At 60.0% G+C, this 14,689-nt stretch carries 9 protein-coding genes; 6 read left to right on the top strand and 3 right to left on the bottom strand.

What is annotated here, in order from left to right:
* Positions 1 to 54: 54 nt before the first annotated feature.
* The gene (locus ACOBR2_RS19780; protein WP_420237804.1) at positions 55 to 879 is read left to right on the top strand and encodes a TIGR03435 family protein; all 825 of its coding nucleotides are present in this window, start codon (positions 55 to 57) and stop codon (positions 877 to 879) included.
* A gap of 100 nt (positions 880 to 979) precedes the next feature.
* Here the strand turns inward: ACOBR2_RS19780 and trmFO are convergent, their stop codons facing one another.
* Both trmFO and ACOBR2_RS19770 read right to left on the bottom strand, forming a co-directional pair.
* A complete protein-coding gene (gene trmFO / locus ACOBR2_RS19775; RefSeq protein ID WP_420237803.1) occupies positions 980 to 2,338 on the bottom strand; it encodes a methylenetetrahydrofolate--tRNA-(uracil(54)-C(5))-methyltransferase (FADH(2)-oxidizing) TrmFO in 1,359 nt (452 codons plus the stop codon).
* Positions 2,335 to 2,478, bottom strand: coding sequence for a hypothetical protein (locus ACOBR2_RS19770; RefSeq protein ID WP_420237802.1), 144 nt, complete (start codon positions 2,476 to 2,478; stop codon positions 2,335 to 2,337). The genes trmFO and ACOBR2_RS19770 overlap by 4 nt, the downstream gene beginning before the upstream one ends.
* 577 nt (positions 2,479 to 3,055) lie before the next feature.
* Between ACOBR2_RS19770 and ACOBR2_RS19765 the strand changes: the two genes are divergently transcribed.
* From ACOBR2_RS19765 to ACOBR2_RS19755, 3 genes are all read left to right on the top strand, one after another.
* Entirely contained in the window at positions 3,056 to 4,249 is a 1,194-nt protein-coding gene (locus ACOBR2_RS19765; RefSeq protein WP_420237801.1) for a hypothetical protein, read from the top strand.
* Between the two features lie 140 nt (positions 4,250 to 4,389).
* Positions 4,390 to 5,295, top strand: a complete 906-nt coding sequence (locus ACOBR2_RS19760) for a pirin family protein (RefSeq protein ID WP_420237800.1) — start codon at positions 4,390 to 4,392, stop codon at positions 5,293 to 5,295.
* 260 nt (positions 5,296 to 5,555) lie between these two features.
* The gene (locus ACOBR2_RS19755; RefSeq protein ID WP_420237799.1) at positions 5,556 to 7,007 is read left to right on the top strand and encodes an oligogalacturonate lyase family protein; all 1,452 of its coding nucleotides are present in this window, start codon (positions 5,556 to 5,558) and stop codon (positions 7,005 to 7,007) included.
* 104 nt (positions 7,008 to 7,111) lie between these two features.
* Here ACOBR2_RS19755 and gluQRS read toward each other — a convergent pair whose 3' ends face one another.
* Positions 7,112 to 8,044 (bottom strand): tRNA glutamyl-Q(34) synthetase GluQRS, encoded by a 933-nt coding sequence (gluQRS, locus tag ACOBR2_RS19750; RefSeq protein ID WP_420237798.1) that lies wholly within the window; start codon positions 8,042 to 8,044, stop codon positions 7,112 to 7,114.
* Between the two features lie 307 nt (positions 8,045 to 8,351).
* Between gluQRS and ACOBR2_RS19745 the strand changes: the two genes are divergently transcribed.
* Positions 8,352 to 10,853, top strand: coding sequence for a beta-galactosidase (locus ACOBR2_RS19745; RefSeq protein ID WP_420237797.1), 2,502 nt, complete (start codon positions 8,352 to 8,354; stop codon positions 10,851 to 10,853).
* Positions 10,854 to 11,129: 276 nt separating this feature from the next.
* Entirely contained in the window at positions 11,130 to 14,621 is a 3,492-nt protein-coding gene (locus ACOBR2_RS19740) for a carboxypeptidase regulatory-like domain-containing protein (RefSeq protein WP_420237796.1), read from the top strand.
* Positions 14,622 to 14,689 lie beyond the last annotated feature (68 nt).

The raw sequence follows: 14,689 nt of genomic DNA, 5'->3' as shown, positions 1-14,689 counted from the left end.
CGAAGTGCGCAGGAAAGAAAGAGGCTTACCGTGAGGATTGGCTGGAGAGCAAAAGTGTTCGGTAATTTAGCCGCATTCGGCATGCTATTCGTCTGGAGTGGAGTGGCCCGGGCCCAGCTTTGCGAAAACACTGCTGGCGCGGCACAGAAGCTGCCACAGTTCGAGGTGGCCACCATCAAGCCCTTCAATCCGCATGGCGGGCTGGCCGGGGTGATGAACTTTGGGGGTGGACGAATCTATGCCGGGCACATGACGGTGCGCACCCTGCTGATGATTGCTTGCAATGTGCAGGATTTTCAGGTGAAGGGTGGACCGGACTGGATCGACCGCGAGTTTGTGAACGTCGATGCCAAAGCGCCGGAGGATTCGCCGTCGGCCAAACGGAAGGTTGCCAGCATCCGTGAGCCGCTCAGCAACGAACAGCGGCAGATGCTGCTGGCCCTGCTTCTGGAGCGCTTCCATCTGAAGTACCGCGTGGAGCAGAAAGACGCGCCGGTCTATTTGCTGGAGCGCGGCAAGGGGGATTTGAAGCTGGACAAGCCGGAGGACCCAAATGCTCCAGCCTGGTTTGGCGGCCTGGAAGGAGGCGCGGTGACGAATTCTACGGGCATTGCCGCGACCAACATCAACATGCCGGCGCTGGCCGAGAAGCTGGGTACATATTTTCAGCGGCCCGTCCTCGACAAGACCGGGATGAGCTGGAACTTCGACTTCCGCTACCAGCAGGCGGCCAACGATCCTGAGACTAAGAGCACAGTCGAGGACGTGACGTCAGCTATAGACTCTTCGCTGCACGGGCTTGGCTTGAAACTGACGCCGGCCAAGGCTCCGGTAACAATCCTAGTCATCGACAGCGCACAGGAGCCATCTGCCAACTAACCACCTGCGGTGGGGCTGTCTGCCTTCGGCGTAGCTGAACCCAGACCGATGCGCCAGCGTTCTGCACGATGAGCTGAAGGCTGACAGCAGACAGCTGCTTTTACCGCTCCAGCCGGGCCCGGGTTTCCGCCCACCATGCGTCGAAGGCGGTCAGAGCCCGCTCGCACTGGATGCGGTGGCGCTCTTTCTTGTCGCGGATCTTCTTGCGCAGTTCCTCTTCGAGCGGCTCAATCAGGTCGAAGGTGATGTTGGCTGGCTGGAAGTGCTTCACTTCGGCGTGGGTAATGTAGTGCACCAGGGAGCCGATGGCGCTCAGGCGGGGCACGGGAACCGGCTCAATGCCGCGGGCGATCTGGGCTGCGTAGATGGCGGCCAGCTGCCCGGTGGCGATCGATTCCGTGTAGCCTTCCACGCCGGAGAGCTGGCCGGCCACCAGCAGCGAGGGCTGGTTCTTGAAGCGCAGCACGCCGTCGATCACAGCCGGGGCGCAGATGTAGGTGTTGCGATGGATCTGGCCGAAGCGGATGAATTTGGCGTCTTCCAAGCCGGGAATCAGGCGTAGAACCCGGCCCTGATCGCCGAACTTCAGGTGGTTCTGGAAGCCGACCAGGTTGTAGCTGTCGGCGCGCAGATTCTCCTTGCGCAGTTGCACCACGGCCCAGGGCGTTTTGCCGGTGCGCGGATCGCGCAGGCCGACCGGCTTCATGGGGCCAAAGCGCAGTGTGTCGCGGCCACGGCGGGCCAGAATCTCAATGGGAAGGCAGCCCTCGAAGTACTCGGCCTTCTCCCAGTCCTTGGTCTCGGCGGCTTCGGCCGTGATCAGGGCTTCATAAAAGACGTCGTACTCCTCGCGGCTCATCGGGCAGTTGATGTAGTCGGCTCCGCCTTTGTCCCAGCGGGCGGCAAAGTAGACGCGCTCCATGTTGATGGAGTCGGCTTCGACGACGGGGGCAATGGAATCGTAAAAGGCCAAATGGTCGGAGCTGGTCAGTTGGGCCAGATCCTGGGAGAGTGCTTCGCTGGTGAGCGGGCCGCTGGCCAGTACGGTGCACTGCGCGTCGCTCGCGCCCAGCTCCAGTTTTGTGACTTCCTCGCGGATTACCTTGATCTTCGGCTCGGCGGCGATGGCTTCATTGATCAGCCGCGAAAACTCCACGCGGTCCACGGCCAGCGCGTGGCCTGCCGGGACTGCCGTCTGGTCGGCGTACTTGAGCAGCACGGAAGCGGCGTGACGCATCTCCTGCTTGAGCAGCCAGGGGGCGGTATTTTCCGACTCACTTTTGAGCGAGTTGGAGCAGACCAGCTCGGCAAAGTCGGTGGTCTGGTGTGCCGGGGTCAGGCGGGGCTGGCCGTCGATTGTGGCGCGCAGCTCATAAAGTTCAACTTCACAGCCGAGGCGGGCTGCGGTCAGCGCGGCCTCTGAGCCAGCCAGTCCACCACCAATTACGCGAATCTTCATCGGGTTTTCTCCTTGTTTGTTGCCAGCGGGGCGGTCGGTTTGCCGTCATATGCGGCCATCAGAGGCTCAAAAAGCAGGTGCGGAGTGAAGCCGTCGCGCTCCAGATCGGTCACAATGGCCTTGCGTAGAGAAATCCCCATAGGACATATTTTAGGGTGTGATACAGGCCACACCCCGTCGTATTCAGGCCGCACTACCATAGGGGCTGTGATTTTTTGTCCGGAAGCGCAATCGATCCCGCAGGCAAGGGGGAACGCGGCTTTCCGGCACAGAGGTTTGAGCACGGCAGGTTTCGGCTCCGCTTTCGGTGTATCCGAAGGCTGAGTGCTTAGTCTAATCTTGTGCGTGGCGGCAGCTTGGATTTAACTTGGGTTCTGCTGGGAAAAATTGTGTTCCGGTCTGAGTTTGTACTGCGGTAGTTTCACGCCGCAGAGGCAGCAAGAATGGAAAGCGGAAGCACTCTAGCAAAATCCGGGATGCTATACCCTGAAGCCGCAGGCCTACAGTTGCCGTGACCAACAGGGAGCGGCAACCTTGCACGAATTCTATGGGGCTACCTTTCCGGATGTTGCTCTAGAGGCCGTGGTTTCGCTGAGAATGCGAACTTCCACAAAGGTTTTGACGCTGGTCCCGAGGTGCGCCTCAGGCAGTGGCAGGAAAATTTCGACGATTGAGCGCGTGGGCAGCATTGCTTGCGCCGCTCCCAAGGAGAAGAATATGAAACGGACTTTCGCACTCTTGCTCGGCCTGATGGCTTTTGCGCTCATGCCCGCGCTGGCGCAGACGCCTACCGGCCCGGTGGGCAAGATCCATGGCAAGGCCATCAACCCGACCGGTCAACCGCAGTCCAGCGGCACCGTCAGCCTGAGCTCGGACGGCGGCGCCACGCTAAAGTACACCTTCCCCGTGAGCGCGCAGGGAGATTTTGCCGGTGAAGCAGCTCCCGGCACTTACATGCTTCTGTATCGCGCCGCCGACACACCGGCCGGCAAGATGGTGGACTCGATCCGCGGTATCAAGATTGTGGTCGATCAGGATCTGGCGCAGGACATCGATATGTCCCGTCCCGAGTACATCAAGACCCTTTCGGCCGAAGAGCAGAAGCAGCTGGAAGACCTGAAGAAGACCAACGCCAAGGCGCTGGAAAGCAACAAGGTCATCAATGCCCTGAATTCTGATCTGAAGACGGTCAATCAGGACATCAAGGACGGCGAAGCCGCCCGCAATACGGCCGCGCAGCAGCTGGGCGCAGGCGCTACCCGCAGCGCCATCGAGGCCAAGGCCGAAGAGATTCGCACGGCCAAGTACACCGAGATCGTCGAACTGATGACCAAGGACACCGCCGCCAAGCCGGACGAGTCCATTCTGTGGACCGATCTGGGCCGTGGCCAGCTCGGACTGAAGAAGTACTCCGAGGCGGAAGAGGCTTACAAGAAGTCGGTGGAGCTGGCGACGACCGCCAAGAAGCCGAATCCTGAAGTCATTGGCGTTTCCAATGCCGGTCTGGGCGAAGTTTACGCCCGCCAGGGCAAGGTGCCCGAGGCCAATGCCGCCTTTGACGCGGCCGCCAAGGCCGATCCGACCAAGGCTGCCCTGCACCTGCGCAATGAGGCCATCATCTTCTTCCAGGAGAAGAACGGCCCGGCCCAGGTGGTTGCTGCCGACGAGGCTCTGAAGCTCGATCCCAGCCAGGCCATCCTGTACTACATCAAGGGCCAGGGCCTGATTGCCAACTCCACTGTCGATCCCAAAAGCGGCAAGATCGTTCTTCCGCAGGATTGCGTGGATGCGTACAACAAGTACCTGCAGCTGCAGCCTGCGGGCACCTATGCTGTTGAGATCAAGGGCATTATGGACCAGGCTGCCAACTCTGGCAAGAGCCAGCCGGCCACGAACTCGAAGAAGCGGTAGTTCTTCTCCGGGTTGCAGTTCAAAAGGGCGCGTCCTTCGGGATGCGCCCTTTTTTGCATGCATTCCAGTGCAGAAAATCAGTCCTTGCTCCCAAATGCTCCTTCCTGAATCCAATTTGTGTACGCCCAGGAGGTTTCCCCATGTCTCTACGCGCTGTCCGTCAGATCTCGCTTGCCCAGCCCACACTGGAAGGAGCAGGCGTGCACCTGAAACGTGCCTTCGGCTTTGGCAGAACCGCCGACTTTGACCCCTTTCTGCTCTTCGACGACTTCCGTGGCGATCATCCCTCGGATTACATTGCCGGTTTTCCCTGGCACCCGCATCGCGGCATCGAAACCATCACCTATGTGCTGGCGGGCGAGGTGGCCCATGGCGACAGTCTGGGCAACCACGGCAAAATGGGTGCGGGCGACGTGCAGTGGATGACTGCGGGCAGCGGCATTCTGCATCAGGAAATGCCTACCGGCGATGCTCAGGGTCGCATGCATGGCTTTCAGCTCTGGGCGAATCTGCCCGCCTCGCTCAAGATGACCAATCCGCGCTATCAGGACATTGCCGCCAGCGCCATCCCTGAGGTGACGGAGGACGACGGCACCCGCGCCCGCGTGATCTGCGGCGAGTTCTGGGGCCAACGCGGTCCAGTGGAGGGCGTGGCTGCTGACCCGCGCTATCTGGACATCAGCGTGCCGCCGGGCCGCAGCCGCCGCATTCGGGTGGAAGTGGAGCGCAACGCCTTTGCCTACGTCTTTGCCGGGGCGGGCAGCTTCCGCGATGCTTCTGCACCAAAAGCGGTGCTGACGGAGTCCGCCAGCGATCCGGCAGCTACGCCAATCTACGATGCCAACAACCATTCCCTGGTGCTCTTTGATCGGGGGGATGAGATTGTGGTGCAGGCCGGTCCTGAGGGCGTGCGCTTTCTCCTGGTCAGTGGCAAACCGCTCGAAGAGCCTGTAGCCTGGCGCGGTCCCATCGTGATGAACACGCAGGCGGAGTTGCAGGAGGCCATGCACGATCTGCAGAGCGGAACGTTTCTACGGACGCGGTGAGCCGGTTCTTCTTTCGGGAAGAAAATCAGATTTTTATAGCGCGCGAGTAAATTGCTTTTCTAAAATGATTTATCTTGCCCGTGCGGAAGGCGGAGAGTGGCCGCACGCACGGGCTCGCGGGTTGAAAGTTTCTAAGAAAGAATTATTTCCCTTTTGAGTTGCCGGTGGTGTATAAAACTTCTGCCGACTGGAGAAGCATTTTTCTCCTTCTGAAAGCCTGCATCTTCGTCAGGCGCGGCTGCGCGGTAAGGAGTTTTTTGATGTTCTTTCGTAATTTTGTTGCCTGTGCGTTTCTCTCGGTGGCTGCCGGCTGCATGGCGCAGACTGCCGTAAACAGTCCTGCCCCGCCCCGTAGTTGGGTCGATAAGGATACCGGTCATCGCGTCTGGCGGCTCAGTGACGAGCCCAATTCCGGAGCCTTTTACTTCAACATCAACGCCTATACGCCCGACGGCAGTCAGATGGTCTATACCGCACCGGACGGCATTCACGTGATGGAAATGGCCACGCATGCGACCAAGCTGCTGGTGGCCAATCCGCCGCGCACAGAGGGTGGCAATCCATGGGAGCACGGCGTGCATGTGCTGGTGGCGGGCTACAAGACGCCCAGCATCTTCTACACGCAGACGGATCCGGCCACGCATCGAATGGCGGTTTACAAGGCCGACACGCACACCGGGGCGATTCGCAAGCTGGTGGAGCTGCCGGACAGGCACATGGTGGTGAGCATCAACGCCGACGAGACGCTGGCGGCTGGAACCTACGTTGAGGGCGACGCCGGGGGCAGAGAGTTTGGCCAGCCGCCTGCGCCGCCGAAAGATGCAGCGCCCGACAATCGTCAGGGCAGCGCTCTGCAGGGGCCGCACTTTCAGCCGATGGGCAAGGGCGAGATGATGGAGCACCGTCTGGCTGCGCGTCTGCCGCTAGTGCTGTTCACAATCCGGCTGGAGCCGGGGCCGCAGGGCGAAAAGGTGGGTGAACAGAAGGTTCTGCTGCACTCCACCGACTGGGTCAACCACCTGCTGTTTTCGCCCACTGATCCTGAGCTGCTGATGTATTGCCATGAAGGTCCGTGGCACAAGGTGGATCGCATCTGGATGATCCACACCGATGGCACGCACAACACGCTCATTCACAAACGCACCATGGCCATGGAGATTGCAGGGCATGAGTTCTGGGGTCTGGATGGCGAAACGATCTGGTACGACTGGCAGTATCCGCGCGGCGAGGACTTCTTTCTGGCGGGTTACAACCTCAAGACCGGCCAGCGTACCGCGTATCACATGCAGCGCAATGACTGGTCGATTCACTTCAATCTGACCAAGGATCTGGACCTGTTCGCAGGCGATGGCGGCGATCCCGGTCAGGTGGCCAAAGCGCCTGACGGCGAGTGGATCGAGCTCTTCCATCCCACGCTCTTCCAGAGCAGCGGCGATACGCTGAATGGTCCCGACTTCTGGCAGCCGGGGGCCTTCCGCAGCGAGCATCTGGTGAACATGAGCCACCACTACTACCGCGAGGAGCCGAACGTGCGCTTCACGCCGGACAAGAAGATGGTGCTGTTTACCAGCAATATGTTTGGACCCAGCTATGTTTTCGGCGCTGAAGTCGAGAAGGCCGTGAATCCCCCGGCCGCCGACGTCGAGTCCACGCCGGAACTGGCGCGCAGGTTCAATCCAGTTGATCCTCCTATAACGCCTCCAGCGCGTTAGCCTCCCGAGGATCGCTACGGGCCTGAGTGAATCTAACTCGGGCCCCCTTTTTTTGCAGAGTGCAGAGAGCAAAAAGCAGGATGAATTGATAGCGGATAGCTGCTTTACGCCTCGGTCGGCAGTTCGGCCGACAGGATGTTCATGGGCGTCAGGCCCTGCTGGCGCAGGGTGCGCAGGCTGAGTGCGTCGTGGCGTTTGGCCAGGCGGCGGCCATTGTGGTCCACCACCAGACGGCAGTGGTAGAAGCTGGGCGGCTGCAGGCCCAGGGCGCGATAGAGAAGAATCTGCCGCGCGGTGGATTTGAGCAGATCGGCTCCACGCACCACTTCGGTAATTTTCATGGCGGCATCATCGACGACGCAGGCCAGTTGGTAGCTGGGCACGCCATCCCGCCGCCAGACAAGAAAGTCGCCAAAGTCTTTGCCGGCAACAAAGCGCTGCGGACCGAGATTGGCGTCGATGAATTCGATGACTTCGCCGTCGGGTACACGGAAGCGCCAGTTCATGCCGTCGGGTTTTTCGTCATCGTCGTCGAGGTTGTTGGCGCCGGGTAGTTGGGGCAGGTGGCCAATCCGGTGGCGACAGGTTCCAGGGTAGACCGGCTCATCGTCGAGGGGTTCGTTCTTGTCGCTGTGAGCGGAGCTTTCATGGGGCGCGGCCAGGGCGGCAGCCAGATCCTTGCGCGAGCAACGGCAGGCAAACAGAGTGTCCAGGCGCATCAGCTTGCGCCATGCAGCCAGATAGTGGCTTTGACGCTTGCTCTGCACGTAGGGGCCGAAGGGACCGCCGCGATCCGGGCCCTCGATCCAGCGCATGCCCAGCCAGCGCAGATCTTCGAGTGCGGCTTCGGCATAGACGCTCTTGCAGCGTTCCGGGTCCAGATCCTCCATGCGCATGACCAGCGAGCCGCCGGCTTCGCGGCTGCGTTGCCAGGCCGCCCAGAAGGTGCGCGCATGGCCCACGTGCAAATAGCCGGTGGGCGAGGGCGCAAGCCGTCCGCGGTAGCTTGAAGTCGGGGTTGGAGCGATGCTGGCCATCCAGATTCAAGTCTAGGCAGGCCCTGCGGCAGGGCATATGGAGAGCTTGATGCGTGTACATCTTGATACCCCGCAGGAACAGATGTCAGCTTTCAGCCGTCAGCGCATGGTGCGCAGGGTGGAAAAAGTCTGCGCCCAATGGATCGTTCTTGCCGGGTGGGGAGAAAATTCCTGCAGGCGTTACGACTTTGGACGGATTCGCGGCCTGTTGGGCCCGCGTAGAATTCGCGTGGTAAGCCGCACTGGAAGTTTTCTAACTTGGGTGTGGCCTTGTGGTGAAATTGACGGCTGCTGGGAGCCATTTTTTATGCGTGCATTCCTCGCATCTTTTTTGAAGGCAAGACGGACCATACTTCTGCTGGCGCAGGGAGCGCTGCTGCTCACGGCAATCTGCCCGGCGCAATCTGCGACGGTGATTCATCTGGACGCCAGCCAGCCCTGGGCCGAGCCCGTTGCGGCGCGTTACGATCTGCAGTTCAATGCTGGTCCCAGTGGCGTTGCCGGTTTGAACAGTCGCGTATTGCTGCGTGACGGCAAACCGTGGCTGCCGGTGATGGGCGAGTTTCACTTTTCGCGTGTGCCGCGGGCGCAGTGGGAAGAGGAACTGCTGAAGATGAAGGCCGCGGGTGTGAACATTGTGGCCACCTACGTGATCTGGATTCACCATGAAGAGATTGAAGGCCAGTTTGACTGGAGTGGGCAGCGCGATCTGCGTGCTTTTGCTGAACTCTGCGCCAAGCATGGCCTGCTGCTGGAGCCGCGCATCGGCCCGTGGGCGCATGCTGAAGCCCGCAACGGCGGTCTGCCCGACTGGGTGCTCAAGCAGGGACTCACGCGCCAAAACGATCCCAAATATCTTGCCTCGGTCAGCCGTTTTTATGACGAGATTGGCCATCAGCTTCAAGGCTTGATGTGGCAGGATGGTGGTCCGGTGATTGCGGTTCAGATTGAGAACGAGTACGCCAAACGCGGCGCGGGCGCGGGCGCAGAGCATATTCTCACGCTCAAGAAGATGGCCATTGAGAGTGGCCTTCGTGTGCCGTATTACTTTGTGACCGGCTGGGATCATGCCGTGGTGCCGGAACGCGCGGTGATCCCCGTCTACGGCGGCGGCTACCCCGATGCGCCGTGGGACGGGTCGATTGAGAAACTGCCTCCCGCAGAGGTCTACGCCTTCCGCTTTCATAGCCGCGTGGCCGTGAACATGGGCGCAATCGGAGCCAAGGATGGACCGCATGCCGACAACTCCGCCAGCCAGCCGCTGCCTTATCTGACGGCCGAAATCGGTGGCGGCATCGAAGATACCTATCATCGCCGTCCGGTGATTCAGCCGGATGATATTGGCGCGATGTTTCCCGTCATGCTGGGTTCGGGCGTGAATCTGTACGGTACCTACATGTTTCAGGGTGGGCAGAATCCCAATGGGCAGCGGACGACCTTGCAGGAGTCGCAGGCCACCGGCTACCCGAATGATTTGCCCATCAAGGGCTATGACTTTCAGGCTCCGCTGGGCGAGTACGGGCAGGAGCGAGCCTCACTCGGCAGAATGAAGCTCTATCAGTACTTCCTGAACAGCTTTGGCGGGGATCTTGCGCCCATGGTAGTGCATGCGCCCGCTGAGCAACCCGCCAGCACAGCCGACTTCAGTGTGCCGCGCGCAGCCGTGCGTACGCGGGACGATCAGGGCTTTCTCTTCTTCAATAACTACGTGCGCAACTATCCGCAACCGGCGTGGCCGCAGATGCAGTTTGAGGTCAAACTGCCCTCGGGCCTGCTGCGCATTCCGGCCAAGCCGGTCGATCTTCCTTCCGGCGCGTACTTCATCTGGCCCATCCATCAGCCGGTGGGCGGCGTGGATCTGGTCTACAGCACGGCCCAGCCTTTTACGCGCCTGAATGATCGCGCGGAGTACGTTTTTGCCGCCGTGCGTGGCGTGGCTCCGGAGTTTGCCTTCAAGGCCGCGGATGTGGCGGCGATTCATGCCACCAGCGGCACGGTGGAGACGGAAGCGGGCGTGCGTTTTGTGCGTGGCATGCTGGCGGGCGCAGGCGCGGCCATCGATTTGACCGCGAAGAACGGCCAGCATACACGCATTCTGCTGCTGACGGCCGACGAAGCAGAGCAGGCCTGGAAGGTGCGCACAGAGGGCCGTGAGCGCCTGCTGGTAAGCGCGCAGGATGTGGTGGTGGGCGAGGATGGCAACGTGCGTCTGCACGCGCTGGGTGGGCCGCGTTTTGCCTTTGCGTTGCTGCCTGCTCCGGCGCATACGCCTGCTGCCAGTTTGCCGCTGCTTTCTGCTGGCGATGGTGGCTATACGGTCACGGCAGCGGAACGCAGGCCGACGCTGCAAGTGACGGCGCTCAAAGCTGCCGGGATTGCCGCTCCGGTGCCGCTGGCCCCGCCGCCCAGTTGGCGCGCGCATGGCGTGGCGCAGGCTCCAGAAGCGGGTGATCTGCCGCAGGCGGCGGAGTGGGGCATTAGCCTGCCGAAGAACGCGCTGGATGGCCTCAGCGATCTTTTTCTGCAGATCCGCTATCAGGGCGATGTGGCGCGGCTGGATCGCAAGGGCCATCTGCTGGACGATGACTTCTTTAACGGTCTGGACTGGCAGATTGGCCTGAAGCGTTACGCTGCGGCGGGCATGCTCGACGGGCTGCGGCTCAGCATTCTTCCCTTGCGCCAGGATGCGCCGGTCTACTTTGAAACGCCCCGGCCCATCGCGTATGACGGCAAGGGACAGGCGGTTGCACTGCAGGGGATTGAGCTGGTGCCGGAATACGAGTTACAACTGAATGCGGCAGGGAGATAGATATTTTCAAAGGGCAAAATCTTCCGCAATGGGAGCCTGCCCTGGAAGGATTCTGTGTGCGTTTTATTCGAATTTTGCAGCCTTTTGAAGTTTTTTAGCGCGAATCCGACTTTGGTCGGATTCGCGCTTTTATTTTGAAGCATTAGGATGCGATGCGTAGGATGAAAGCCCCGGAAGATTGATCCTGTTCCCTTTCAACAGGGAAAGTGCTGTAAAGCAACAGCCCGTGCAGGCGTCCTGGGCACAAAAGATAGTCAGTCCTTTTTGGAGAGTCAGATGAATACAAATCGAATCCCGTGGACTATGCGCGGAATCCTCGCCGGTGCGGCGTTTCTGCTGCTGCTGGTCTGCGCCACGGTAAGCCATGCGCAGAGCAATGCCGCCACGTTGACCGGTACTGTAACCGACAAGACCGGAGCCGTGATTCCCCAGGCCAGCATTGAGTTGACCGATGAGGCTTCGGGCGTGGTTCGCACCACCACCAGTGACGAACGCGGCATGTTTTCGCTGGTAGGTGTGCCGGTGGCCGTCTATGACGTAAAAGTTTCGGCGGCAGGCTTCAACGGCCTGTTGCGCAAAGCTCTGGCGCTGCACATCAATGATCAGATTGAGCTGAAGGGTATAGCCCTGGAAGTGGCTGGCACCAGTAGCTCGATTGTAGTGACGGCCTCCAACGATGAGATGACGCCCACCACCAGCGGTGAGGTTAGCTACACCGTCAGCGATACGCAGTTGCACAATATGAATATCGAAGGCCGCAGCGCCATCGAGCTGTTGGGACTTATCCCTGGCTCGGGTAATACGGGCAACTTCAACGGTTCCTATAACAGCAGCTCGGCAGGATTTACGCAGAACTCCAGCTCATATACGGTGAACGGCAACCGCTTTGATCAGGTTTCTCTGGTGAGCGATGGCGCGGCGGTCAGTGATGTGAATACGGCGGGCGCGGCGGCTGTGACGCCCAACGTGGACATGATTTCGGAATTGAAGGTGGAGTCGGCGGCCTATTCGGTGACTGAGCCGAACGGTCCTATCGTGGTTTCAGCGCAGACAAAGTCGGGCGGCCGCGATTTTCACGGCTTGGCCGAGCTGACGGCCCGCAGCCACTACCTGAATGCCAGCGACTGGCAGCAGAAGTCGGAAGCCCTGCCCGCTCCGCAGACCTCGCTCTTTTATCCCGCAGTACAGATTGGCGGACCGGCGGCCATTCCCGGCACGGGCAAGCTGAAAGACAAGCTCTTCTTCTTTGCCGCCACCGAGCTTTCGCAGCAGCATGTGGATCTGACGCCGCGCAAATCGCAGGTGCCCACGGCGGCCATGCGCAAGGGTGACTTTGGCGACGCCACTTACCTGAGCGCGCTTTCCAACCAGGCCAATGACTGGCTGGGCTGGCCGGGTGCCACCAACCCCTGCAACACCAGCAATACGCTGAATGGCAAGGCATTCTGGAACTATTGCAGCAATGATTCGGCCGGCAACTGGGGCCAGATCAACAGCAGCCTGATCGATTCCGGCGGCCAGAAGCTGCTGAATGCCATGCCGCTGCCCAACGCGGACCCTGCGGCCCACGGTGGCTACAACCTGATTACCGACTTCATCGTGAGCGAGCCGCGTAATCAGGAGATTATGAAGCTGGATTACGCCTACAGCGACAAGACGCACTTCTCGATGCGCTACAACCACGAGAACGAGAGCGTGCCTCAGCCCTACGGTCCATGGAACACCTGGAACAAGGTTCCGTATCCTGCCACACAGACCGAGAAGAATGCCTCGAACTCGATCAATCTGAACATGACCAGTGTGCTCAGTTCACGGCTGACGAATGAGGCTTCACTTTCCTATACGCGCTTCACGCTCAAGACGGATCTGGGCAATCTGAGCGCGGTGTCAATGACGGCGCTCAACTATCCCTATGCCGACCTCTTCAAGTCCGCCAGCGGCCTGATTCCGAACGTCAGCTTTGAGCAGCAGTTGGGTGGTTTGTATCTGGCCGGGGGCGAGGCACCGCCCTATCTGCAGGCGCAGAATGCCTACGCATTCAACGATGGCTTCACCTATCTGTACCGCGCGCACCTGATCCGCTTTGGTGGGTTTGCGCAGTACGACCGTTACAACCTGCAGACCACCGGAAACGACAACGGCAGCGTGGATAGCGAGAACTATGCCACGGTGAGTGGCAACGACTGGGCTGATCTTCTGCTCGGCTATACCTCGTACTACAGCCAGTCGAGCGGCAACATCAAGGCCGACATGGCGCTGAAGCGCTTTGACCTGTTCGCGCAGGATACATGGAAGGTGACGCCGCGCCTGACGGTCAACTACGGTTTGCGTCTGAATCATCTGGGCTGGTGGTATGAGCGCGGCGGCCACATCGCGGTCTTCAACCCTGCGGCCTACAGTTCAACGGCCGCGTACACGGACTACAGTGGCTTGCAGTCGCATGCAACCACTGCAGGCGTGCCTTACTCGGGTTCCAAACCGCTGGGCTTTCAGTATGCGCCGGGCGTGGGCTTTGCATACGATCTGCAGGGCGACGGGCGTACTGTGGTGCGGGGCGGCTTTGGCGCCAACTACTATCCTGATCCGGGCAACAACGCATTCAGCGGCGTCATGGCTCCGCCCAACTTCAAGGTGGTCAGCAGCTGGACTTCAGGCAGTGACTACACGCTCAGCGGCATTTCATCGCTCGACTACTCGAAGTTGGTGGCCACGGTTTACGGCACGGCCAACCCCACCGACAATAAGTCGCCGGTAACTTACTCGTGGAACCTGGCGGTTTCGCATCAGTTCTGGGGAGCCAATAAAGTTGAGGTCAACTATGTGGGTAACTCCAGCCACAATTTGGTGGGCTATGGTGTGAAGAATGCCGTGCCGGAAGGTGCGGAAAACGGCGCTTACTACGGCACCTGGTATGACAACTATGACGGCCTGCGCAAGTACTGGCAGTATGGCGACATCAGCGTTCACTACCACAACCTGAACTCGAACTACAACGCGCTGCAGTTGACCGTGACGCGCCAGAAGGGCTGGCTCAATTACTGGGGCAGTTACACTTTTGGCAAGACGATGGCCTACAACGCCGAAGACGCCTTCAACATGCGCCGCCAATATGGTCCCGCGCCTTTTGATCGCTCGCAGATCGTCAGCTTTAGTTATTACCTAAACCTGCCGGACTTCGGCACGAAGTATCTGGGCAACCACAAGGTAGTCAATCTGGCCACTAATGGCTGGCACGTCTCCGGCCTCTTCCAGGCCATGACCGGCGGCCCCATCAGCAATAACTTCGGCAGTGAATACGCCGTCAACCAGAACACCATCGGCATCTATGGGCCGGGTAACTATTCCGACTTTGCCGACGGCACTCCGGACGAAGTGGCCGTGCCCAAGCTGACCTGCGATCCGCGCAAGGGGCTCAAGCGCGACCAGTACTTCAACCCCGCCTGCTTTGCTGGTCCCACGCGTTTGTCGAACGGCGTCTACCGCCTGCCCTACATTCACGGACCGGCTTCCATCAACGATTCCATCGGCGTCTTCAAGACCTTCGCGCTCAAGGGCGAAAAGAAGATCGAGATTCGCGGCGAAGCCTTCAACCTGTTCAATCACGCATGGAACGAGTTCATTCCTGACGATACGAACATGTACATGGGCTTCAATACGGATGGATCGGCCGAGAGCACGAGTGGGATTTCCGATAATCTCAAGTCCGGTTCAGTGGACAACAAGACCGGCCACCGCGAAATTTCACTGGCCGCCAAGTTCTACTTCTAAACGAGTCTCTCAAGGGGGTAGGATGAATCCTGAACCTGCTCTGTCCGGCAACGAAGGTATGGGCCTTC

Origin of the sequence: Telmatobacter bradus (genome assembly GCF_048629425.1) — a bacterium.
Taxonomy (GTDB): Bacteria; Acidobacteriota; Terriglobia; order Terriglobales; family Acidobacteriaceae; genus Telmatobacter; species Telmatobacter bradus.
Note: the sequence above shows the minus strand (reverse complement) of the source record. Positions and strands in the feature narration are given on the sequence as shown.